We start from the raw sequence: 22543 nt of genomic DNA on the forward strand, positions 1-22543 counted from the left end.
TAGTCATGAGCAACACGCCCCTCCTGGACGGACTGCACGTCGTCGATCTCGCGAGCTTCATCGCCGGGCCCGCCGCGGCCACCATCCTCGGTGACTTCGGCGCCGACGTGGTCAAGGTGGAACCCCCGCAGGTGGGCGACGCGTACCGTTCGCTCAGCCGCATCCCTCCCAACCCCCATGTCGAAGGGGTCAACTACCCCTGGCAGCTGGACAACCGCAACAAGCGCAGCATTGCGCTCAACCTCAAGTCGCCCGGCGCCCGGCCCGTGCTCGAGAGCCTGGTGCGCTGGGCCGATGTGCTGGTGACCAACTTCCCGCCGCAGACGCGCGAGAAGCTGGGCCTGGAGTACGACGCTCTGGCCTCCGTCAATCCCCGGCTGATCTACGCCGATGTCACCGGCTTCGGCGAGGAAGGTCCGGATGCGCATCTGCCCGGCTTCGACGTGACGGCGTACTGGGCGCGCAGCGGCCTGATGGACCTCACACGCCAAAGGGACGTGCCGCCGGCCATGAACGCGTTCGGATCGGGCGATCACTCCACGGCGATCACCCTGTTCGCCGGGATCATGACCGCGCTGTACCGGCGGGAGAAGAGCGGCCAGGGCGCACGCGTCACGGCCTCGCTGCTCGCCGAAGGCGCCTGGGCGGCGAGCATGTGGCTGCAGGCAGTGCTGGTCGGGGCGAAGCCCCCCCGACCCGTCGACCGGTCCGACCCGCCCAATGCGCTCGGGAACATGTACCGCACGGCGGACGACCGCTGGATCGTCCTCGTCTTCGTCAACGAGGACAAGCAGGTCCCGCCCTTCCTCAAGGCCATCGGTCATCCCGAGGAGGCGGAGAACCCGCGCTACGCCGACACCCCGAGCCGCCGCGCCCACGCCGCCGAGATCGTCGCCCTGTTGGACAAGACGTTCGCGACTCGCTCCCTGGCCGAGTGGCGCGAGGTGCTCGACGCCGCGGGCCTCACGTACGGAGTCGTCCAGACGCTCGAGGAGTGCGCCACGGACTCCCAGCTCCTCGCCAACCGGGTGTTCGTGCCGATCGACGACGGCAGCGATGACCCGCACCTGACCGTGGACAGCCCCGTCCGACTGGACCAGGAACAGAAGGTCCGTCCGGGCCCGGCCCCCGACCTGGGTGAACACACCGAGTCCGTGCTCCACGACCTCGGCTTCGACGCCGCCGGAATCGAGGAGCTGCGCAAGGCAGAAGCCATCGACTGAAGTCACAGCCCGGTAGCGCCGGAGAAGAAGGGAACCACCATCATGACCATGGCCACGGACACGGACACGGACACGCCGACCGTACGGACAGAGGAACGCGACGGCGTCCTCGTGATCACGATCGACCGGCCGAAGGCCCGCAACGCCATCGACGGGGCCACCGCCCGGGCCCTGGCCGCCGCCGTCGACCGCCTCGAGGCCCGCGACGACCTCATGGTCGGCATCATCAGCGGGGCCGACGGTGTCTTCAGCGCGGGCATGGACCTCAAGGCCTTCGCGGCCGGAGACACGCCCATCGTCGAAGGACGGGGCTTCGCCGGCATCACCCGCGCCCGGATCAAGACCCCGCTCATCGCCGCCGTCGAGGGCTATGCGCTGGGCGGCGGAACCGAGATGGCGCTCGCCTGCGACATGATCGTGGCCGCGCGGAACGCCACCTTCGGCCAGACCGAGGTCCACTACGGCATCGTGCCGCCCGAAGGAGGCATGGTGCGCCTGCCCGAGCGCATCCCGCGCAACATCGCCCTGGAGCTTCTGCTCACCGGCGAGCCTCTGCCCGCCGAGCGCGCCGAGCGATTCGGCCTCGTCAACTACCTCACAGAACCGGGCCAGGCCCTGAAGCGGGCCCTGGAACTGGCCGCCGGCATCGCGCACAACGCGCCCCTGGCCGTGGCAGCCGTCAAACGCGTCGTCAACGAGCGGCGGGCGTTCAGCGACGAGGACGCCTTCGTCGAGCAGGACCGGATCGTCGCACCGGTTCTGGCGTCCCACGACGCGCAGGAGGGCGCCCACGCCTTCGCGGAAAGGCGCCCACCGCACTGGCAGGGCCGCTGACACCGGCCCCGCCCCACAGGTGCTTGCGGGCCCCGCCCAGGGCCCGCCGCACAGGCACAGCCACCTCCGCACCGCAAGAAAGGGCGATCAACGATGACCGAGCAACCCACCGTCCGAAGCGTGACCTACGATCTGCTGCGGACCCTCCGCCTCACCACGGTCTTCGGCAATCCCGGCTCCACCAAGCAGCCGTTCCTGCAGGATTTCCCGGCGGATTTCACCTACGTACTGGCACTGCAGGAGGCCTCCGTCATCGCGATGGCCGACACCTTCGCGCAGGTGACCCGCCGCCCCGCACTGGTCAACGTGCACTCCTCGGCCGGGCTGGGAAACGCCATTGGCAACCTGGTGGCGGCCTTCCACGGAAACACGCCCCTGATCATCACCTCGGGGCAGCAGCACCGGGAACTGGTGATCGGGGAGCCGTATCTCGGCAACCGTGAGGCCACCACACTGCCGAAGCCGTGGGTGAAATGGTCCTACGAGCCGGCCCGCGCCGAAGACGTACCGGAGGCGTTCATGCGGGCCTACGCGGTGGCGTTGCAGCCACCGACGGGCCCGGTCTACCTGTCGATTCCCATGGACGACTGGAAGAGGCCCCTGTCCGGTTTCGCCCGAGTGCGGACGGTGAGCGACCGCGTCGCCCCGGACACGGAGCGGCTGCGCGGCTTCGCCGACCGCATCTCCGCCAGTCGTCGTCCCGCACTGGTCTTCGGGCCGGAGGTGGACCGCGCCGGCGGATGGGACGGGGCCGTCGCCCTGGCGGAGAAGCTGCGCGCGGCCGTCTACGGCGCCCCGCTGCTCGACCGCGCCTCCTTCCCGGAGGACCACTCCCTCTTCCGCGGCCCGCTCGGGATGTCCGTGAAGACCATCAGCGACCGGTTGACCGGGCACGACCTGGTGGTCGTGATCGGCGCGGAGGTGTTCCGGTACTACCCCTACGTGCCCGGCGACTACCTGCCCGCAGGCACCGAGCTGCTGCAGATCACCGCGGACCCCGATGTCGCCGCGGCGGCACGCGTGGGCGACAGCCTCATCGGCGATCCCAGGACAGCGATCGAGCTGCTCCTGGACATGGTCACGGACGGATCCGCACGCGCCGTGCCCGAGCCGATGGCGCGGCCCGTGAGCTGCCACGGGTGCCGAGCGGCCCGCTCACCCCGCCGGAGGTGTACGCCGCCCTCAGCAGGGTCAGGCCGCCCGACGCGGTCATTGTCAACGAATCGACCTCCACGATGGCGCAGCAGGTCGAGTGGCTTCCCACGGTCAGGTCCGGATCGTTCTTCGCCACGGCCAGTGGGGGCATCGGATGGGGCACCCCTGCCGCGGTGGGGGTCGCGCTGGGCGACCGGGACAGGGGCGTCGACCGGCCGGTGGTCGGCCTGATCGGCGACGGTTCCTTCCAGTACTCCGTGCAGGCCATCTGGACGGCGGCCCAGCACAACCTCCCCATCGTCTACGTGGTCATGCGTAACCAGGAGTACTCCATCCTCAAGTCGTTCGCGGTACTCGAGGAAACGCCAGGCGTTCCGGGACTCGACCTGCCGGGGCTCGACATCGCCTCCGTGGCCCGCGGCTTCGGATGCCATGCCGTCGACGTGGAGACGACCGAGGACCTGGAGCGGGAGTTCAAGGCGGCCCTCACCGCCGACACCACCACGGTCCTGGTGGTCCCCACACAGCCCCAGAAAGCCATGTTGTAGGCACGAGCCCCGTGCCGTCTCCCATGCCTTCCGGCGGGCATGGTCGCTACGCCCAAGTCGCGTGGCCGGCCCGCTGCCCGCCCGCATCGCCAGTGACGGCATCACCGATGCATGTCATTCGGGGCCGGTGCGAAGGAGGGTCGAGCCGAGGTACTGGACGGCGCGCAGCGCGACCTCCAGATCGGCGTGCCCTCTCTGGACCGGGTGTCCCATGATTTCCTCGGCCTTCCGGATGCGGTACTGCACGGTGTTCTTGTGCAGAATCTGAGCGCCGGCGGTGGCGGTGTAACTGCAGCCGGTGCCCAGGAATATCTGTGCCGTCTCCCGAAGCCGTGCGGAGTTCTCGTCATCGACGGCCAACGGACCCAGGATTCCCCACACCCAAGCGCGCATGTCGTCGATGTTCGTGGCCATCAAGGCGATCGGAGCGACAGCGGAGAAGTCGGTGAACTGGGGCGCCGGACTGGCCGCTGCCGCAAGTTCCTGTGTGCGCAGTGCCTGTCGGTGCGTGGAGCGGAATCCCTCGATGCCGTACCCGATGCTCCCGGCGCACACGTGCACGGAAGGATCGCTGCGCTCGACAGCATTCGACAGCTGTTCCGAGGAGACTTCGCTGTGCGAGCCGAACGGCAGCCAAGCCCAGGACAAGACCGCATCTCGGGGAACGAACAGCGGCCTGGCGGGGCAGTCGAGCTTCCGGGCGATCTCGTTGGTGATCCGGTCGAGCAGGGCAAGTCCCGCACCCTCACCCTTCAGCGTGGGCAACCAGGCCACCAGCCCGAGGTGATGCTGCCGGAGCCGGTAACCAAGGGCTGGTTCGGCCCAGTTGAGGTCGACGTTCTTCTCGGTGAGGATGTCCCGCACGCGGGCGGCGCGCGCGGCGGTCTGGCTGAGCAGCCAGTGATCGCGTTCCTGCTGGTAGACCACGATGACATGCTCGGTGACCCGGTCGTTGTAGCCGAAGCTCGCCCGCAGCATGCGCCGGTTGGTCGCGGTGGAGAGCTCGTGGTCGGCGTCCTGTCGGTTGAGTTCGTCCAGGCACCACTGCAGAAAACGCCAGCTGCCGATCCTGTGGGCCCTGATCAGCGTGTTGAGGGGGACGTCCCTCTGGGCCAGCCTCCTGGCGTACTCAAGAGCAGCTGCAGGCCCCTCGATCTTGTCCAGAGGCATGTCGTTCTCGAAAACGTGCAGCAACGTGGCGGCATTTTCCGCGATGCTCGTCTGCAGGCTTTTGATGACGGTTGCGTCGCCCCTGAGCTGAGGCATCTCGGCAAGAACATACTCTTCTATGTCGCGGCAGACCTCCGGGAGATGTGACCCTACGTTCTCCGCGACCACGGAAAGTTGTTTTGCGGCCTCTGGGTGATCCGCAGCCATACATCGATCCTACAGGGGGTCCGCGACCTATCCGTTTCTTCGGGACGGGACAGGGCGCATTTCGGCGAGCCTGCGCGAGTACCGCTGACGGAATGGTTCATCGGCACCAATTCCCGCCCGAAGGTCGTACTGCGCGCCCAGTGGTTGGCGTCCGGTCCACGCCTAGCCTCTGGTTACTGACGGGACCCTCCGGCGCGCGGCCTGGGGGATCGACGCGTTGGGGCTGCGCGGCCGAAAGACCCGGAAAGCCGAGGAGAGGAGCTGACATGAACCTCGCATCCCACATGGTGAGCAGCGCCCGGACCCATCAGGATCGCACCGCGCTCCGTCTCGGGGACGTCGCCGTGTCCTATCGCATGCTCGACCAGGGCAGCGCCCGCATGGCCGGACTGCTCCACGACCGTGGCATGAAGCCCGGCGACCGAGTGGCGATCATGCTGCCCGACGTGCCCGAGTTCGCGCTCGCCTACTTCGGCGTGCTCCGGGCCGGCGGCATCGTCGTCCCGATGAACCCCCTGCTCAAGTCCCGCGAGGTCACCTACTACCTCGGCAACTCAGGTGCCGGCTCCTGTTCGCCTGGCACGCCTTCGCCGACGAGGCACGGACCGGTGCGCAGCAGGCCGAGGCCGAGTCGGTCGTCGTCGGTCCCGGCGCATTCGACGAACTGCTGGTGTCCGGCCCACCCGTAGAGGAGCTGGTCGACCGGCACGAGGACGACTGCGCGGTGATTCTCTACACCTCGGGAACGACCGGTCAGCCGAAGGGCGCAGAACTGACCCACGCCAACCTCACCCGCAACTGCGACATCGTGGCCACCGAGCTGTTCCAGCTCACCGCCGACGATGTGATCTTCGGTGGGCTGCCACTGTTCCACGCGTTCGGACAGACCTGCACCCTCAACGCCGCCGTCGCCTCCGGCGCGTGCCTCACGCTGCTGCCGCGCCTCGACGCGGCGAAGGCACTGGGAATCCTCGGCGACCACGGGGTGACCGTCTTCGCCGGGGTGCCGACGGTGTTCAGCAGGCTGTTGCGGCAGCCCGACCGGGACGCCTACGACGTCTCCCGGCTGCGCATGTCCCTCTCCGGCGGCGCGGCGATGCCGGTCCAGGTGCTGCACGACTTCCAGGCCGCGTTCGACTGCGTCGTGCTCGAAGGGTACGGACTGTCGGAGACCTCGCCCGTCGCCTCGTTCAACACCCTGCAGGCCGGACCCAAGCCCGGTTCGGTCGGCACCCCGATCCGGGGCGTCGAGATGCGGGTGGTCGACAACGGCACGGAGGTACCGCACGGGGAAAGCGGCGAGATCGCGATCCGCGGGCACAACGTGATGAAGCGGTACTGGCAACGCCCCGAGGAGACCGCCGCCGCGATCCGGGACGGTTGGTTCTACACCGGCGACATCGGCCGGGTCGACCAGGACGGCTACTTCTGGATCGTCGGACGGAAGAAGGACGTGATCATTCGGGGCGGGTACAACGTGTACCCCCGTGAAGTCGAAGATGTGCTGTACGAGCATCCGGCGGTCGCCGACGCCGCGGTCATCGGCCTCACCGACTCCGATCTCGGTCAGGAGGTCGGTGCGGCGGTCGTTCTCAGGCCGGGCGCCCGAACGACAGCCGAGGAACTGCGGGAGTACGTCAAGCGTCAGGTCGCCGCCTACAAGTATCCGCGGAAGGTATGGATCGTGGACGCACTGCCGAAGGGACCCAGCGGCAAGATCCTCAAGCGGGACATCGTCCCGCCGACCGAGCCGGACAGGCGATGAGGCGACCGGGCCGGGCAACAACGGCTCGATCAGCGCGCACAGTTCGTCGTCCACGATCCACGGTCTGCCCCCCACCCCCACCCGAAGGTCCCCACTTCCCGTCGGAGACGGCCGACCAGTCCCACAGGATCGTGTGACGAGGCCGCACCACGACCGCCAGGTCCCGTGCCCTTCCCGGGCCGACCGCCCACTCCGCGTCCCTCACCGGCGCCGTGTACGAGAAGGCCCGCAGGATCGAGGCGGTGACCGACCGCGCCCGCGCCAAGTTCGGCCCACGGGCGGTCATACCGGGCTCACCGGACGCGTAACGGATCTTTCCTTACAGACAACCGGTTGTGACCATCCATCAGTTTTTACCGACGCGTAACTTCCCAGTTCTGGTTACTCGTGCGTACGTTGACATGAGCACAGCTCTCACTTGTGGTCCGGGCCGCAGGGAATCCCCACATCCCCAGTCATCGCCATTGCCTTGAGCCGCAAGGAGATCGCCCGATGCTGCCCTGGAAACGTGCCCTGAGACCCCTCGCTGCCCTTCTGCTGGCCGCCGCCATCGGTCTCACCCCCGCAGCCACCGCCAACGCCGCCGCCGCTGCCCCCACCAGCGGCTGGAACAACTACTCGTGCAAGCCCTCCGCCGCACACCCCCGCCCCGTCGTCCTCGTCCACGGCACCTTCGGGAACTCCGTCGACAACTGGCTCGCGTTCGCGCCGTACCTGGTCAAGCGCGGCTACTGCGTCTTCTCGCTCGACTACGGCCAACTGCCCGGCGTCCCCTTCTTCCACGGCCTCGGCCCCATCGACAAGTCGGCGGAGCAGCTCGACGCCTACGTCGACGACGTCCTGGCCGCGACCGGCTCCGACGAGGTCGACATCGTCGGGCACTCGCAGGGCGGGATGATGCCCCGGTACTACCTGAAGTTCCTGGGCGGCGCGGACAAGGTGAACGCCCTCGTCGCCTTCGCCCCCGACAACCACGGCACCACACTCAACGGGCTCACCGGCCTGCTCAAGTACTTCCCGGGGGCCGCTGACCTGCTGAAGTCGACCACTCCCGGTCTCGCCGACCAGATGACCGGGTCCGCGTTCCTCACCAAGCTCAACGCGGGCGGCGACACGGTTCCTGGCGTGCGCTACACCGTCATCGCCACCAAGTACGACGAGGTGGTCACGCCGTACACCTCCGGCTATCTGAACGGGCCGGACGTCAAGAACGTCAAGCTCCAGGACCTCTGTGCCGTGGACCTCTCGGAGCATGTGGCGATCGCCCTCTGGGACCGGATCGCCTACCACGAGGCAGTCAACGCCCTGGACCCGGCGCATGCAAGGCCGACGAACTGCGGGTCGGTCTTCGAGTAAAGGTGCATCAGGGGTGCCGCCGACGGGCGGCACCCCTTCCGGGGCTCAGCCGGGGCTCAGCCGGGACTCAGCGAGCGGACCTGCGGCGGACCGTGCCGAACGTCACCGCGGCACCGAGCGCCAGCACCGCGGCGCCGCCGACGGCCAGATACGGGGTCGAGCTGCTGCCCCCGGTCCGGGCGAGGTTCTCGTCGGCGCTGTTGACCTGCGGGGAGTTGCCGGACGGGGCGCCCGAATCCGCGGCCTCCGCCTCCGTCGCGGCTTCCGTCTCCGCGGCAGCTTCCGTCTCCCCGGCGGCCGGAGCCGCGGGCGTCTCCGGGTGGCCCCCCGGACCGTCGCCGCCATGTCCGCCGTGGTCCACCGTGGACTCGTCCGCACCGTCCTCGATCTGGTCGTCGCTCGGCGCGGAGGCCGTCGGTGCGGGCACACCGCCGCCCGGCGCGGAGCCGCCGGAGTCCTTGCCGAACACCACGTCCGAGCAGGTGTAGAACGCCTCGGGGGAGTCGGAGCGCTGCCAGATCGAGTAGATCAGGTGCCTCCCCGACTTGCCCGGAACGGTCCCGTCGAACACGTACTCACCCTTGACCAGCCGAGGTTCGGTCACCTTCGCGAACGGCTTCGCCTCCAGGTCCGACCACTTCAGCGGCTTGGACGGGTCGTATCCGTCCCTGGTGATGTACAGCTCGAAGGAGCCCTTGTGCGGGGCGGTCGCCTTGTAGCGGAACGTATGACCGCCCGGGACGAGCTTCGAGGCCGGCCAGTCGGCGCGCGGCAGATCCAGGCCCTTGTACTTGTCCCGGCCCGCGCTGCACAGCTTGCCGTCGGGGATCAACTGCTTGTGGTTTCCCGCGGCATTGGCGATGTTGACCTCGTTCCAGTCGTAGAACGCCTGCGGACCGCTTGCGGCGACCGCCGCCTTGCAGGCCGCCGACCTCGGGCTCTCCGGACCCTCGGCGTAACAGGCGGACACCCGGCTCACCGGATCCGTCATCGACCCGTGCGCGACCGCCGGGGAAGCGGCCAGCCCGGTCAGGGCGAGCGGCGCGATCCCGAACGCGGCGACGGCGGCGGCTCTGCGGTGAGCTGGAGCGGTCATGGTGAGGTTCTCCTTCGAGCAACGGCATCCGTGGGGGTGGGGAGGCCGGGGCGCGGGATCCGCACCGGCGGCACAGCCCCCGACAACCAGCTGCGCCGACGTCTGGAACCCCGCCCCGACGACCAGCAAGCTAGCCCCTCGAAACAGCGAAATGCCCTGCTGGGAGCGGGTGGAGGCGTTTCTTATGCCCGCTTTAAGGGGGCGGTAAGGACCGGCTCAGGAACGTTGCGGAGCGTGTGCCTCCGACCACGGGGTTCGGCGCGGGATCGTCCATGGCCGTCCATAGGGAACCAGCCCGTGCCGCCTCGTTCGGCTCCGGAGCCCCGAGCGACCACGTCACTAACCTGAACCTCCCCAAACCCTGAACAATCTCAGGAGCCACCCTGATGCATCCCGACGTGGAACAGCTCACCCGGATCGTCCCGCCGCCGGCAGAGCGCGACCGGCGGGCCTGGCCCGAGGTCGAGACGCGCCTGGGCACCGTCCTGCCCGAGGACTTCAAGGACCTCGTCGACACCTACGGGGGCGGTGTCTTCGACGAGACGATCTGGGTGCTGGAGCCCGACTGCGCGGACCGCGACTACGACCTCCTGGCCATCAAGGAGGAACGCGCCGAGATACTGGGCCGCCTGTGGGAGATCGGCCCGGAGCCCCGCCCCGTACAGCTCGAGGCCGCGGGAGCCGGCCTGCTCCCCTTCGCCTACATCGAAGGAACCGGCGCCTACCTCTACTGGCTCACCAGCAAGGACGGGCGGCCAGAAGGCTGGACCGTCCTGGCGAGCGCCGGCCGCGGACCGGAATGGGAACACCACCCGGTACAAAGCACCCAGTTCATCCTGTCTGTCATCACCGGCGAGATCCACTCCGAAATCCTGTACGACCTTCCGGTTGAGGACCACACCTTCGACTCCAACGACGACATCCTGGAAGCCTGACCAGGACCTCCCCGAAGCACTGTCAACTCCCGGCGGGGCCGGGTGACAGGAGTCTCGGCGACGGCCGGCGCCGGCGCGGGCGAGCTGTGACGCTCCCAGGGCTGCACATATCGTCGGCGACAGCGCGCCCACCGCCCATGCTGCCGCAGACCGGCACCCCCCACGCCGTATGGCGGGTGCGGAGGGGGACCGGATGCCGGTGACGCCGGCCGAACGGATCAGGCGATGGGCTCCGAGCCCGGTGGTCCGCACCCGACGGGCGGGCGGCTCCCGGTGTCGCCGGCACAGCGTCGATCGTGACGGGCTGCTGACAGTGGGGACAGTGAATGCAGCCGAGTTCCGGCGACTCTCGTTCCCGGGACTGTCGCCGTGCTCGACGATCTGTCAACTCGCCTGCGGGGAGCTGCCTTCAGGTGCTGCTCGTTGCTGGACGGCTTTGAGGTTGTCTCGGTTGGCTCCCTGTTCGGCTCCCCGGAGGTTCTTCACCTGGCTCACGACCTAGTTGAGCCGCGGTACTGACGCGCGCCAACTGTGGGGCCGTTTGAGGGGCCGTACGGAGCGGCTCAGGAACGGTGCGGAGCGTGCAGACGGGCCGGTCGCGGGCCGGGCACTGACGGCCGGGCCCGGCCTGGAGTCGACCTGCAGGCCCGGTCGGCCGTGCAGCCGGGTCCGGGCGGCGGGCGACGCCGTCGGCCGGACCCCGGTCAGTCCGTGCGCTGCTGCGGTTCGGACTGCCCGGTGCCGCCCTCGGTGAGAGCCGTGCGCGCGGCCTGCAGCAGTTCTTCGGAGAGCGGGTTGCCCCGGGTGGCGCGGGCGAGGACGAGGGCACCGACCATGGTGCAGAACTGGGCCATCCCGTCGTCGTCGCCGGTGGCCAGCTGAGCGGCGAGGTTCCGTACCCCGTTGATGTAGACGTCGCGGGCGCGGGCGGCCTGGTCGGGCTCGCGCCCCAGGTCGGCGGCGAATCCGGAGACGGGGCAGCCGTCCCCGGCGTGATCGCGGTGCCGGACCGAGAGGTAGTGCTCGATCAGCGTCCGGCGGGCGGCCTCGTGCTCCCCGGTGTGCTCCTCGGGCGCCACCGCCGAGTGTGGCGCCGGATCGTCGAAGGCGTGGGCGATGGCCTCGTCGACCAGGTCCTCCTTGGAGGCGAACTGCTTGTAGAACCCGCCATGGGTGAGCCCGGCCGCCTTCATCAGGTCGGCGACGCTGACCGCGGTGCCCTTCTCGCGGAACATCCGGGAGGCGGTGGCGACGACGCGCTGCCGGTTCTCCTGTGCTTGCGCCTGGGACACACGGCCCACGGAATCACTCTCCTCGGATGGATGTTACTTGCCATCTATCCTAGCCTCTGTTTAGATTATTAGCGACATCTATTTGATGTCGATGGGATCACCCGGCAGGTCGAGCAGGGCCTCGGGCTGCCTCCCACCGTCCGAGGCCGACGGCCTCCGCCCGGCAACAGCAGAACCACCGACAGCGCTGGAGTCCCCTTTGGTATCGCCACCCGCCCCCACCGAGTCCTCGACGCCCGAGACGCCGGAGAAGCCCGAGACGCCGGAGAAGCCCGCGATGCCCGCGGCGTCCACGCCACCCGTGCCGTCCGGACCGTCCGCACGGCGGGCGGTGCCGGTACGGGCCCGGCTGCAACCAGCGATCGTCGGACTGGTCGTGGTATCGGCCTTTATCGCCTGTTACATAGGCCTCCAGCGCAACCCCGAGCCGCACGGAGTGCCGCTGGCCGTGACCGGGCAGCAGCTCGCCACCGAGGTCCGGCAGACGCTCGGCGACCGCGTCGACGTGCACCAGGCGGACGACGCCGCCTCGGCGCGCCGCGCGGTGCTCCACCGTGACGCCGTCGCAGCCCTCGGCCCCAACGGTGACGGCGGACTGCGGCTGGACGTGGCCGGAGCCAACGGCCTGTCCACCACCAGCGCCGTCACCGGCCTCGCCGCCACCTATGCGAACCAGGCGGGGCAGCACCTGGAGACCGCGGACATCGTCCCGCTGGCCAAGTTCGACAGCCGTGGACTGTCCGGCTTCTATGTGGCGTTCGGTGTGACCCTCGCCGGGTTCGTCCTCGCCCAGAACACACTGGGCCTCGGCCACGTGCTGGCCCTGCGCCACCGGTTCCGGCTGATCTGGGGCTTCTCTGCGGCCTGCGGCACCATCGCGGCCGTCATCGCCGGACCTGTCATGGGAGCCCTACCGGCACCGTTCCTGCCCCTGGCGGGCACGCTCACGCTGCTGGCAGCCGCGGCGGCGTTCGCCACCAAGCTGCTCGGCACCTGGCTGGGCCCGGTCGGCGTCCCGGTGGCCACCCTGCTGCTGCTCACCGTCGGCAACTCGACCAGCGGCGCCACCATCGGAGTCGACCTGCTGCCCGGTCTGGCCCGCATCGTCTCGGGGCTGCTCCCGCCCGGCGCCGCCACACGAGCCGTCGCCGACCTCAGCTACTTCGGCGGTGCCCACGTCGCCGGCCCGCTGCTCACCCTCGCGCTGTGGGCCGTGCTCGGGGCTCTGCTGGTGAGCCTGCGGTCCCGGCGGCTCGCCGTCCGGGGCTGAGGGCCCGCCGCACGGGACGCGCGGGCCAGGCCCCGGGTCCAGCCACCGTGCTCGGCGACCCGGCTCCGCACATCGGGCAGGTCTACGAGCTGACCGGGCCGCGCTCGGTCGACATGACGGAGCTGGCCGCGGCCTTCTCTCGGGCGCTGGGTCGTCCGGTGTCCTATGTGGACGTGCCGCTGGACCGGTGGCAGGCCGAGGGGCTCTCCAGGATGGGCCTCCCGCCGCACATCGAACAGCACATCGCCGTCATGGGACGCCTGCACAGGGAGAACCGCTACGACCGCACGGCCGACGGGTCGAGCGCGTGACGGGCATCCCCGCCCGGTCGATCGAGGCGTTCGTGGCCGCCCGCAGGGACTTCTACCTGGGCTGAGCCGCCCCGGCCAAGGCCGCGCTCGGCGAGCGGAGCGAGCCGGGCTGAGGGTGCACCGTCGTGGCCGCGGACGTGAGGGCCGTCCCCGTTGAGGGAATCGGGCAGTGGGATCGCGCAGCTCTGAGACGTGCTTCCCGCGCGGCGAGCGGACATCCTGGCGTGGCCGCGGCGGTGCGCTGGAACGCCCCCGCGGAACCTACCCCCGGCCGATCCGCCGGTACCGCCGCTCCGGCCGCCCCGTCCCCCCGTACCGCAGCGTGACCTCCGCGCGCCCCGTCTCCGCGAAGTACTCCAGGTAGCGGCGGGCGCTGACCCGCGACAGCGAGCCCGCCTCGGCGCACTCCGTGGCGGAGAGGCCCTCCGGGTGGGCGCGGAGGATGCGGTCCACCAGGTCGGCGGTGTGGGCGGCGAGGCCCTTGGGGAGTTCGCGGGAGCCGGGCGGGCGGGTGCCGAAGAGTTGGTCGACGTCCTCCTGGCGGGCCTCGTCCAGGGCGTCGAGGCGGCTGCGCAAGGAGGCGACATGACGCAGCTGCTCCTGGAGCGCCGCCTGGCTGAAGGGCTTGATCAGATAGTGGAGCGCGCCCGCGCGCAGGGCCGAGCGGACCGTGCCCGCGTCCCGGGCGGCCGTGATGAAGAGGACGTCGGCCGGCTCCCGGCCGTCCCGGTCGCGCTCCTCCGCCGCGCGCAGTTCGCGCAGGACACCGATCCCGTCCATGTCGGGCAGATAGATGTCGAGCAGTACCAGATCGGGACGGAGGCGGTCCGCGGCGTGCAGGGCCCCGGCGCCGCTGTGCGCCACCCCGACCACCGTGAAGCCGTCAGTGGCGGCCACATAGCGGCTGTGCAGCTTCGCGACCATGAAGTCGTCGTCCACCACGAGGACGTTCACCGGGACCCACCTCGCGCGGCCGGACCGCTCCGGCCTGGGCTCAAGCTCTTCTGCCGGGGTGCCGGGGGTCGTCCCCCGGGAAAGCGCAGCGTCACGACCACAAGCTAGGCGGCGACCACAAGGACCACAACGTCCGTTGATTCCGGAAGAGAGACAGCTTCTTAACGCGCAGGCAACATGTGGGCCACTTCACACCTTCCCGGCTCAGCCCGAAAGGCGGCTCACGTGCGACTGCGCACTCCCCTCGCCCTGCTCGGGGCGGCGCTGCTGGTGCTCGTGGGGCCGCCGCTGCTCACCACCGGCAGCGGCGCCGACACCGGCACACAGATACCCGGCCTGCGTTTCATGGTCCCCAACACCCCTGGCGGCGGGTACGACATCACCGCCCGCACCGCGGCCAAGAACGCCGAGGACGCCGGGCTCACCCACAACATCGAGGTGTTCAACCTCCCCGGCGCCGGCGGCACCGTCGGGCTGACCCGTCTCGCCGGCGAGCACGGCAACGGCAGGCTCGCCATGTCGATGGGGCTCGGTGTCGTCGGCGCCGTCCACACCAACAAGTCGCAGAAGACCCTCGGCGACACGACCCCGATCGCCCGGCTCACCGAGGAGCAGGACATCGTGGTCGTCGCCGAGGACTCCCCGTACAAAACCATCCAGGACCTGCTCGACGCCTGGAGGAAGGACCCCGGCAAGCTGCCCGTCGGCGGCGGCTCCTCACCCGGTGGACCCGACCATCTCGCCCCCATGCTCATGGCGCAGGCGGCCGGGATCGCCCCCAGGTCCGTCAACTACATCCCCTTCGACGGCGGCGGCGAGCTGCTCGCCTCGATCCTCGGCAGCAAGGTCGCCTTCGGCGTCTCGGGCGTCGGCGAGTACCTCGACCAGATCGAGTCGGGAGAGCTGCGACTGCTCGCCGTGACCGGACCGAAGCGGGTGCCCGGCCTGGACGCGCCCACCCTGCGTGAGGCCGGGCTCGACACCGACTTCACCAACTGGCGTGGCATCGTCGCCCCGCCCGGCCTCTCCGACGCCGAGCGCGACAAGCTCGTCACTCTCATCCGGAAGCTGCACGACTCGCCCGAGTGGCAGGAATCGCTCAAGAAGAACCGGTGGGACGACGCCTTCCTCACCGGCGACAAGTTCGGCGACTTCCTCGACGCGCAGAACCAGCGCGTCGACTCCGTGCTGAAGGAGCTGGGACTGTGAGCACCGAGACCACGACGGCCCCACGCCGCACCTGGCTGCGCGAGCACTCCGAACTCGGCGTCGGCCTGTTGCTCTTCCTCATCGGCATCCTCGTTCTCACCGACGCGCTGACCATGGACGTCGACATCGCACAGCGCGGTCCGATCGGCCCGAAGACCGTCCCCGTCGTCGTCGGCGCCGGCCTTCTCGTCGTAGCAGGCCTCCTCGCCGTCGACGTCCTGCGCGGCGGGCGCGGAGAGTCCGAGAGCGGCGAGGACATCGACCTGACCGAGCCGGGCGACTGGCGTACGGTGCTGCTCCTCGCCGGAGTCTTCCTCGGCAACGCCGTCCTCATCGGCCCCCTCGGCTTCCCCGTCTCCGGAGCGCTCCTGTTCTGGGGATCGGCGTACGCGCTCGGCAGCCGCCACCACCACCGCGACCCGCTGATCGCGGCCGTGCTCTCCCTCATCACCTTCTACGTCTTCAACAATCTGCTCGGGGTTCCGCTGCCGGGCGGCCCGCTGATGGGAGTGCTCTAGCCGATGGATTCCCTCAACTCCCTGCTCGACGGCTTCGGGACCGCGCTGACGCCCGTCAATCTCCTGTGGGCGGCCCTCGGCGTACTGCTCGGCACCGCGATCGGCGTGCTGCCCGGCATCGGGCCCGCCATGGCCGTCGCCCTGTTGCTCCCCGTCACCTACGGACTCGATCCGACCGGTGCCTTCATCATGTTCGCGGGTATCTACTACGGCGCGATGTTCGGCGGATCGACGACGTCCATCCTGCTCAACACGCCCGGTGAGAGCGCCGCCGTGGTCGCCGCATTGGAAGGCAATCCCATGGCCAAGGCGGGCCGCGGCGCACAGGCCCTCGCGGCCGCCGCCGTCGGTCACTTCGCGGGCGGCATGATCGGCACGATCCTGCTCGTCGTACTCGCCCCGACGGTCGCCGAACTCGCCGTGGACATCGGTGCGCCGGACTACTTCGCCATCATGGTGCTCGCGTTCATCGCGGTGACCTCCGTGCTCGGCTCGTCCCGGATCCGAGGGCTCGCCTCGCTGCTGATCGGACTGACGCTGGGCCTCGTCGGACTGGACCAGATGACCGGACAGCAGCGCCTCACCTTCGGCTCGCTCCAGCTCGCCGACGGAATCGACGTCGTCATCGTCGCGGTCGGTCTCTTCGCGATCGGCGAGGCCCTGTGGGTCGCGGCCCATCTGCGGCGGACGACGGAGGAGGCGATACCCGTGGGCCGGCCCTGGCTCGCCAGGTCTGATGTGAAGCGCACCTGGAAGTCGTGGCTGCGCGGACCGGTCATCGGCTTCCCGTTCGGGGCGATCCCGGCGGGCGGCGCGGAGATTCCCACGTTCCTCTCGTACGTCACGGAGAAGCGGCTCTCCAGGCACAAGGAGGAGTTCGGCAAGGGTGCGATCGAGGGTGTCGCCGGGCCCGAGTCGGCCGCGTCGGCATCGGCCGCGGGCACCCTCGTCTCCATGCTGACGCTGGGCCTGCCGACCACCGCGGTCGCCGCCGTCATGCTGGCCGCGTTCCAGCAGTACGGCATTCAGCCGGGCCCGCTGCTCTTCGAACGCGAACCCGACCTGGTCTGGGGCCTGATCGCCTCCCTCTTCGTCGGCATGGTGCTGCTGCTCGCGCTCAATCTGCCGCTCGCGCCCCTGTGGGCGAAGCTGCTGCGCATCCCGCGGCCGTACCTCTACGCCGGGATCCTGTTCTTCGCCGCCGTCGGCGCGTACGCCGTGGGCGGTGAGGCCCTGGACCTGGTGATCCTCCTGATCATCGGGCTCATCGGGTTCGGGATGCGGCGGTACGGGCTTCCGGTCCTGCCCGCGGTGATCGGTGTCATCCTCGGGCCCGCCGCCGAGCAGCAGTTGCGGAGGGCCCTGCAGATCAGCGACGGCAGTGTGACCGGTCTGGTCGACACGCCCTTCTCGGTGACGGTGTACGCGATGATCGTGGTGCTGCTGGCGTGGCCCTGGCTGAGGAAACTGGTCACCCGCCGCCGCAGTGTGACGCAGTGACCGCCGGCATCCGCCCCGCGAACATGGCAGTTGTGTCCCTGTGTGTCCCTGGTGAAGGCCGTGACCGACGCGGCCTGTTGACCGGCGGACATGAGGCAGGGCCGGCGGCGGGGCGGGTGTTCGTCGAGTGGGGCCCGGTGCGGCAGCACCGGGCCCCGGCCCGGTTGCCGGGGCCGGGGCGCTGTCAGTGGCGGCTGCGACGATCGGACGCATGACGAGCATCGACTGGGACATTGCCGCGGACACCTTCGACGACGAGCCCGACCACGGTCTCCGCGATCCCGCCGTTCGGGCATCGTGGGCCGCGCGGATGGCGGACTGGCTGCCCGGCGACCCCTCGGACGTGCTCGATCTGGGTTGCGGTACGGGCAGTTTGGCCCTGCTGGCCGTGGAGCAGGGCCATCGGGTGACCGCCGTCGATCTCTCGCCGCGGATGGCGGCAGCCGCCCGCGCCAAACTCGCGGCAACGAGTGCAGAGGTACTGACCGGATCCGCGGAGCGGCCGCCGGTGGGGGACCGGCGGTTCGATGTGGTGCTGGTCCGCCATGTCCTGTGGGCGCTGCCCGACCCCGGGGCGGTGCTCGGCCGGTGGGCCGCGCTGCTGCGGCCGGGCGGGCGCCTGGTCCTGGTCGAAGGGGTGTGGAACGGGACAGGGCTGCCGGCGAAGTGGCTGATCACCGCGCTCGCGCCACTGGCGGACCGTATCCAGCTCGAACGGCTGTCGGCGGATCCGGCCCTGTGGGGTCGCCCCGTGGACGACGAGCGCTATGCCGTCGTGGCCCGTACGGCCGCGCCCCGGCGTCACAGCGAGGTGGTGGACGTCCATCTCGTTCTGCGCAGGGGCGACGAGGTCCTGCTGGCCCGCCGGGAGGGCACCGGATACGCCGACGGCCTGTGGAACGGCCCGTCAGGGCATGTCGAGGACGGCGAGGACGTGCGCCGGGCCATGGTTCGCGAGGCGAACGAGGAGATCGGCGTCGCACTGATGCCGGACGACCTGCGGGTCGCGCTGGTGATGCAGCACCGAGGGCCGGGTGACCCGCCCCGGACGAGCTGGTTCTTCGAGGCGGAGTACCCGGCGGGCGGCGAGCCGTACAACCGTGAGCCGCACAAGTGTTCCGAGCTCGCGTGGCACCGGTTCGACGCCCTCCCGGACGACATGGTGGCCTCCTGCAGGGCCGGGTTCGAGGCGTATCGCAAGGGTGAGCGGTTCGTCGTCCACTGGCACGAGGACGGTGACTCGATCGCGTACGACCCGCACTCACCCGGGCGGGCGTTGCCGCTCCCGGTCACCCGAGGAGGGCGCTGAACCCGTTCTCCCGGGCGAGGAGTTCGAGGTTGTCCAGGGCGCGTACGGCTTCCCGGGCAGCCTGCGGGTCCTTGTCCGTGAGGCCGCTCGCGGCGAACTCGTCCTCGTCCAGGCGGAGGATCCGCGTGTTGTCCGCCGAGACCCACAGATCGAGGTCCAGATCCTCCACGAGAAGCTCGGTGCCGGAGAGGACGGCCGGCCGGGTGATGTCGCAGTACCAGCCCTTGATCGTGCCGTCGCCCGCGCGTACCTCCTTCACGGCGTACCACCGCTCACGCCAGTAGTGCTCCGTGAAGATGTCACCCGGCTCGAAGCGGACGAAGCCGAAGTCCCTTGCGCCGTCGCCCGCCCAGGGCGCGCGGACCGTGATCCGGGAGCCGTCGTCCGACACGACCTCCGCCGGATAGCGGATCTTCGTACGCCCCGCCTTGACGAGGACGACCTCCACATGGTCACCCGAGCGTGCGGACATGGCGGACCTCCGTTGCACAGATTTCGTAGCCGAACCACTTGTTGATCGCCAGCATCGGTTCGTTGCCCGTGTCGTTTCCGGTGAACGCCTCCGTGTGGCCGGCGGCCCGGGCGCGGTGCAGCGAGTCGTTCTTGGCGAGCTTGGCCAGGCCCCGGCCGCGGAAGGCGCGGGCCGTGCCCGTCATACCCGTGTAGTAGCGGGACGAGCCGTCCGTACGGGCCGCGGTGAACGCCGCGGGGCGGCCGTCGACCAGGGCCACCGAGGTCAGACCGTGGCTGAGCAGCGGGTGGTTCCAGGTCTCGGCGAGCCAGCGTGCGTAGTCGGTGAACTCCGTGTCCACATCGCTCGGCTCGTCCGCCGCCGTCTCCGCGTCGAGCTCGAACAGCGGTCGCGGGTCGTTCCTGAAATGCTCGCCGGAGACGATCTCCACCCCGGCAGGGGGCCGCTGGAGCGGCGGCAGCGTACCGTCCACGAGGTCGAGGCGGAGAAAGTGCGCCGAGCGGCTCGGACGGTAGCCGCGAGACTCGGCGAACGCGCGGTTCGACGGCTCGTCCAGCACCCACGAGAACACGGACGTCGCCCCCGCGGCCGCCAGACGCTCCTCGGCCGTTCGGACGATGAGCGACCCGGCGCCCCGCCCCCGCCGGTCGGGGTGCACATAGACATTGGCGAAACCGATTCCCGGCTCCGGGCTGTCGTGCGCGACCCCCGTCTGGGCCGTGCCGATGATCTCGCCGTCCTCCACCGCGACCAGCGGCCGGTAGTGGGCGTCCGGATGGGCCTGGGCGACCTCGAAGGCCACGGACTCGGCACTGGCAAGCATGAAGGGGAGAGCCGCCCGCCGGACCAGGGCGAAGCCCTCGGTGTCCTGGGCGTCATCGGCTCGCAGTTCGCGCACGATCAACGTCATGAGACCGCACGCTACGTCGGGCTCCGGATCCGTCGCCTCACATTTTCCGCCGCCCGGCGCGGCTGTGGGGGACAATCGCCGCGTGACCTTGAAGATCGTCATCGATACGGACTCCGCCACCGCGCCCTACGAACAGCTCCGCGGCCAGATCTCAGGGCAGGCCCGTTCCGGCGTGCTGCCCGTCGGCTACAAGTTGCCGACCGTACGGGGCCTCGCCGAGGAACTGGGCCTCGCCGCGAACACCGTCGCCAAGGCGTACCGCGCGCTCGAGGGCGACGGGGTGATCGAGACCCGCGGTCGCCGCGGCACATTCGTCGCCGCGGCGGGTGACGCGGCCGAGCGTCAGGCCGCGACGGCCGCGCAGGCATACGCGGAACAGGTCCGGCGCCTGGGGCTGTCGCGCGAGCACGCGGCGTCGGCGGTCGAGGACGCGCTGCGGGCGGCGTACGGGAAGTGACGGGGCTCCGGCCGGGAGCCGGAGGTTCACAGATAGAGGCCCGCGTCCGCCCCGTCGTGCTGTGCCGGTACCGACGCCGGGGTCGTACCCCGCCGCAGTGCGTACAGCTCCGCCAGCGTCGCGCCCTCACGGCCCACGCCTTCGTCCGTGCCCAGCCAGGAGACCGCCTCCGGACGGGTGAGCGGGCCGACCTCGATGCGGGCGAGGCAGCGGCCGGGCCTGACGACCGCGGGGTGCAGCCGCTCCAGGTCCTCGTTCGTCGTGACGCCCACCAGGACGTTGCGGCCCTGGCCCAGAAGTCCGTCCGTCAGATTCAGCAGCCGGGACAGCGCCTGGCCCGCCGTGTGACGCGCCTCGCCACGGATCAGCTCGTCACAGTCCTCCAGGAGCAGCAGCCGCCAGCGGCCCTTGGCCGTCCCGTCGTCCTCCCCGATCGCGATGTCCATCAGATAGCCGACATCGTTGAAGAGCCGCTCGGGGTCCAGCACGCAGTCCACCTGGCACCAGTCCCGCCACGAGCGGGCCAGGGTCCGCAGCGCCGACGTCTTGCCCGTGCCCGGCGGACCGTGGAGCAGGAGCAGCCGGCCCGCGATGTCGTCCGGGGTCACCTTCATCAGCCGGTCCATCGCCTCGGCCACCGGCGTCGTGTAGTTGGGCCGCACCTCCTCCCACGTACCCGCGCTGATCTGGCGGGTGGTGCGGTGCGGGCCCCGGCGCGGGGACACGTACCAGAAGCCCATCGTCACGTTCTCGGGCTGTGGTTCCGGTTCGTCCTGGACGCCGTCCGTCGCCTGCTGGTGGATCTTCTCGGCGAGTTCGGAGCTCACGGCGGTGACCGTGACATCGGCGCCCCGGTTCCACCGGGAGATCAGCAGGGTCCAGCCGTCGCCCTCCGCGAGCGTGGCGCTGCGGTCGTCGTCACGCGCGGCGCGCAGGACGGCGGCGCCCGGTGGCAGCAGCGTGGCGCCGGGCTTGACCCGGTCGATCGTCGAACTGTGTGAGTACGGCTGCTCGCCCGTCGCGAAGCGGCCGAGGAACAGCGCGTCGACGACATCCGCAGGTGAATCGCTGTCGTCGACGTTGAGCCGGATCGGCAGTGCGTCCTGAGGGTTGGCAGACATGGCGCCCATGATCCGGCACGGGGGCGCTCCGCGCACGATGTTTTGACGTGTGGCACCCCCCGCGCCTTGTACGTTCATGTGCGCAGCAGCCGCACCGCCCGGCGTGCCCTGCGGACGACGGCGTACCCCTTCGTGAGAGCCCGGTCCCTCGCGAAGGAGCGGGCGACGGCGTGTCCTTCGACGAGTCGTTCGAACTCCTCGATGCGGGTGGAGCGCCGAACGGTCACTCGTTCCAGCGCATAGGGGCCCTGGCGGCGGCGGGCCAGTGCGTTGCCCACGGCGAGCGACTGGGCGAAGCCCACCGAGCGCACCATTCGTCGTACGCGCCGGCTGGAGTAGCCGTACGGATAGGCGAACGAGACCGGGGCGGCCCCCAGCTCCTCGGCGATGATCTCCCGGCAACGCAGTGTCTCGTACCGAAGCAGCCGGTCGTCGAGCTGGTCCAACTGCGGGTGGGTGTGGGTGTGGCCGCCGATCTCCGTCCCTGCGGCGGCCAGCTCCCGCACCTGGTCCCAGTCGAGCATCCTGTCGAGCGCGCCGCCCGTCTCGTGCGGGCCGCGCAGCCAGCCGGTGGACACGAACAGGGTCGAGGCGAAGCCGTGTCCGGCGAGGACCGGGAGGGCATGGCGGTGCACGCCCTCGTAGCCGTCGTCGAAGGTGATGAGCACGGGGCGCGGAGGCAGTGGACCCGCGCGCCGCCACGCCCGTCCGAGCTCCGCCGTGGTGAGCGGGGTGAACCCGCGCTCGGCGAGCAGCCGCATCTGTTCTGCGAACGCGTCCGGCGTTACGGAGAGACCGTGTGCGGCGGGCGCCGGCCGGTGTCCCACCGCGTGGTACATGAGGATCGGCACGGCCTGATTCGCCGGGGCCTTGTTCATCACGGGATGATTCACGACAGCCCGGTCCACCACGGCCTGATTCACCACGGCCT

The 22543-nt window shown here is 70.2% G+C and carries 23 protein-coding genes; 15 read left to right on the top strand and 8 right to left on the bottom strand.

Annotation, left to right across the window (positions count from 1 at the left end):
• Positions 1-5 precede the first annotated feature (5 nt).
• The 4 genes from ACFU5O_RS22995 to ACFU5O_RS23010 all read left to right on the top strand — a co-directional run bounded on the left by ACFU5O_RS22995 (position 6) and on the right by ACFU5O_RS23010 (position 3760).
• Positions 6-1223, top strand: coding sequence for a CaiB/BaiF CoA transferase family protein (locus ACFU5O_RS22995; RefSeq protein WP_384243411.1), 1218 nt, complete (start codon positions 6-8; stop codon positions 1221-1223).
• 48 nt (positions 1224-1271) lie between these two features.
• The gene (locus ACFU5O_RS23000; RefSeq protein ID WP_384243662.1) at positions 1272-2057 is read left to right on the top strand and encodes a crotonase/enoyl-CoA hydratase family protein; all 786 of its coding nucleotides are present in this window, start codon (positions 1272-1274) and stop codon (positions 2055-2057) included.
• A 120-nt stretch (positions 2058-2177) separates the two neighbouring features.
• On the top strand, positions 2178-3443 hold the full coding sequence (locus ACFU5O_RS23005) for a thiamine pyrophosphate-binding protein (RefSeq protein WP_384243414.1): 1266 nt from the start codon (positions 2178-2180) through the stop codon (positions 3441-3443).
• Positions 3362-3760, top strand: a complete 399-nt coding sequence (locus tag ACFU5O_RS23010) for a thiamine pyrophosphate-dependent enzyme (RefSeq protein ID WP_384243664.1) — start codon at positions 3362-3364, stop codon at positions 3758-3760. Before ACFU5O_RS23005 ends, ACFU5O_RS23010 begins: the two co-directional genes overlap by 82 nt.
• Positions 3761-3874: 114 nt before the next feature.
• Here ACFU5O_RS23010 and ACFU5O_RS23015 read toward each other — a convergent pair whose 3' ends face one another.
• Positions 3875-5137, bottom strand: a complete 1263-nt coding sequence (locus tag ACFU5O_RS23015; RefSeq protein WP_384243415.1) for a PucR family transcriptional regulator — start codon at positions 5135-5137, stop codon at positions 3875-3877.
• 266 nt (positions 5138-5403) lie between these two features.
• Between ACFU5O_RS23015 and ACFU5O_RS23020 the strand changes: the two genes are divergently transcribed.
• The 3 genes from ACFU5O_RS23020 to ACFU5O_RS23030 all read left to right on the top strand — a co-directional run bounded on the left by ACFU5O_RS23020 (position 5404) and on the right by ACFU5O_RS23030 (position 8258).
• Positions 5404-5826, top strand: a complete 423-nt coding sequence (locus tag ACFU5O_RS23020) for an AMP-binding protein (RefSeq protein ID WP_384243417.1) — start codon at positions 5404-5406, stop codon at positions 5824-5826.
• A complete protein-coding gene (locus ACFU5O_RS23025) occupies positions 5808-6902 on the top strand; it encodes an AMP-binding protein (RefSeq protein ID WP_384243419.1) in 1095 nt (364 codons plus the stop codon). Before ACFU5O_RS23020 ends, ACFU5O_RS23025 begins: the two co-directional genes overlap by 19 nt.
• A gap of 492 nt (positions 6903-7394) precedes the next feature.
• Positions 7395-8258: an esterase/lipase family protein gene (locus ACFU5O_RS23030; RefSeq protein ID WP_384243422.1), complete on the top strand. Its 864-nt coding sequence runs from the start codon at positions 7395-7397 to the stop codon at positions 8256-8258.
• A gap of 67 nt (positions 8259-8325) precedes the next feature.
• On the opposite strand, the gene ACFU5O_RS23035 is transcribed toward ACFU5O_RS23030, so the two are convergent.
• Positions 8326-9354, bottom strand: a complete 1029-nt coding sequence (locus ACFU5O_RS23035) for a lytic polysaccharide monooxygenase (RefSeq protein ID WP_384243424.1) — start codon at positions 9352-9354, stop codon at positions 8326-8328.
• A 386-nt stretch (positions 9355-9740) separates the two neighbouring features.
• Here ACFU5O_RS23035 and ACFU5O_RS23040 point away from each other — a divergent pair, with 386 nt between their 5' ends.
• Complete coding sequence (locus tag ACFU5O_RS23040; protein ID WP_384243426.1) at positions 9741-10289, top strand: SMI1/KNR4 family protein; 549 nt, start codon at positions 9741-9743, stop codon at positions 10287-10289.
• Between the two features lie 704 nt (positions 10290-10993).
• Here ACFU5O_RS23040 and ACFU5O_RS23045 read toward each other — a convergent pair.
• Complete coding sequence (locus ACFU5O_RS23045) at positions 10994-11590, bottom strand: TetR/AcrR family transcriptional regulator (RefSeq protein ID WP_384243428.1); 597 nt, start codon at positions 11588-11590, stop codon at positions 10994-10996.
• A 190-nt stretch (positions 11591-11780) separates the two neighbouring features.
• Between ACFU5O_RS23045 and ACFU5O_RS23050 the strand changes: the two genes are divergently transcribed.
• A complete protein-coding gene (locus ACFU5O_RS23050) occupies positions 11781-12851 on the top strand; it encodes a hypothetical protein (RefSeq protein ID WP_384243431.1) in 1071 nt (356 codons plus the stop codon).
• Positions 12852-12898: 47 nt separating this feature from the next.
• Positions 12899-13162, top strand: coding sequence for a hypothetical protein (locus ACFU5O_RS23055; protein WP_384243432.1), 264 nt, complete (start codon positions 12899-12901; stop codon positions 13160-13162).
• Between the two features lie 261 nt (positions 13163-13423).
• Here the strand turns inward: ACFU5O_RS23055 and ACFU5O_RS23060 are convergent, their stop codons facing one another.
• Complete coding sequence (locus tag ACFU5O_RS23060; RefSeq protein WP_384243433.1) at positions 13424-14116, bottom strand: response regulator; 693 nt, start codon at positions 14114-14116, stop codon at positions 13424-13426.
• A 225-nt stretch (positions 14117-14341) separates the two neighbouring features.
• Between ACFU5O_RS23060 and ACFU5O_RS23065 the strand changes: the two genes are divergently transcribed.
• From ACFU5O_RS23065 to ACFU5O_RS23080, 4 genes are all read left to right on the top strand, one after another.
• Positions 14342-15325 (top strand): Bug family tripartite tricarboxylate transporter substrate binding protein, encoded by a 984-nt coding sequence (locus tag ACFU5O_RS23065; protein ID WP_384243435.1) that lies wholly within the window; start codon positions 14342-14344, stop codon positions 15323-15325.
• On the top strand, positions 15322-15843 hold the full coding sequence (locus tag ACFU5O_RS23070) for a tripartite tricarboxylate transporter TctB family protein (protein WP_384243437.1): 522 nt from the start codon (positions 15322-15324) through the stop codon (positions 15841-15843). The genes ACFU5O_RS23065 and ACFU5O_RS23070 overlap by 4 nt, the downstream gene beginning before the upstream one ends.
• Before the next feature lie 3 nt (positions 15844-15846).
• Positions 15847-17343, top strand: a complete 1497-nt coding sequence (locus ACFU5O_RS23075; RefSeq protein WP_384243439.1) for a tripartite tricarboxylate transporter permease — start codon at positions 15847-15849, stop codon at positions 17341-17343.
• 211 nt (positions 17344-17554) lie between these two features.
• A complete protein-coding gene (locus tag ACFU5O_RS23080; RefSeq protein ID WP_384243441.1) occupies positions 17555-18652 on the top strand; it encodes a methyltransferase domain-containing protein in 1098 nt (365 codons plus the stop codon).
• Here the strand turns inward: ACFU5O_RS23080 and ACFU5O_RS23085 are convergent.
• Positions 18633-19124 (bottom strand): DUF402 domain-containing protein, encoded by a 492-nt coding sequence (locus ACFU5O_RS23085; RefSeq protein WP_384243443.1) that lies wholly within the window; start codon positions 19122-19124, stop codon positions 18633-18635. The genes ACFU5O_RS23080 and ACFU5O_RS23085 overlap by 20 nt on opposite strands.
• The gene (locus ACFU5O_RS23090) at positions 19105-20034 is read right to left on the bottom strand and encodes a GNAT family N-acetyltransferase (protein WP_384243446.1); all 930 of its coding nucleotides are present in this window, start codon (positions 20032-20034) and stop codon (positions 19105-19107) included. Before ACFU5O_RS23090 ends, ACFU5O_RS23085 begins: the two co-directional genes overlap by 20 nt.
• Positions 20035-20116: 82 nt before the next feature.
• On the opposite strand from ACFU5O_RS23090, the gene ACFU5O_RS23095 reads away from it, so the two are divergent.
• On the top strand, positions 20117-20491 hold the full coding sequence (locus ACFU5O_RS23095; protein ID WP_384243448.1) for a GntR family transcriptional regulator: 375 nt from the start codon (positions 20117-20119) through the stop codon (positions 20489-20491).
• A gap of 26 nt (positions 20492-20517) precedes the next feature.
• On the opposite strand, the gene ACFU5O_RS23100 is transcribed toward ACFU5O_RS23095, so the two are convergent.
• Both ACFU5O_RS23100 and ACFU5O_RS23105 read right to left on the bottom strand, forming a co-directional pair.
• Positions 20518-21612, bottom strand: coding sequence for a DUF5925 domain-containing protein (locus tag ACFU5O_RS23100; RefSeq protein ID WP_384243450.1), 1095 nt, complete (start codon positions 21610-21612; stop codon positions 20518-20520).
• A 74-nt stretch (positions 21613-21686) separates the two neighbouring features.
• Positions 21687-22490 carry a polysaccharide deacetylase family protein gene (locus ACFU5O_RS23105; protein ID WP_384243453.1) on the bottom strand — a complete coding sequence of 268 codons (804 nt, stop codon included), beginning with the start codon at positions 22488-22490 and terminating at the stop codon, positions 21687-21689.
• Between the last annotated feature and the right edge of the window lie 53 nt (positions 22491-22543).

It is taken from the genome of Streptomyces sp. NPDC057445 (genome assembly GCF_042802855.1).
Taxonomy (GTDB): Bacteria; Actinomycetota; Actinomycetes; order Streptomycetales; family Streptomycetaceae; genus Streptomyces.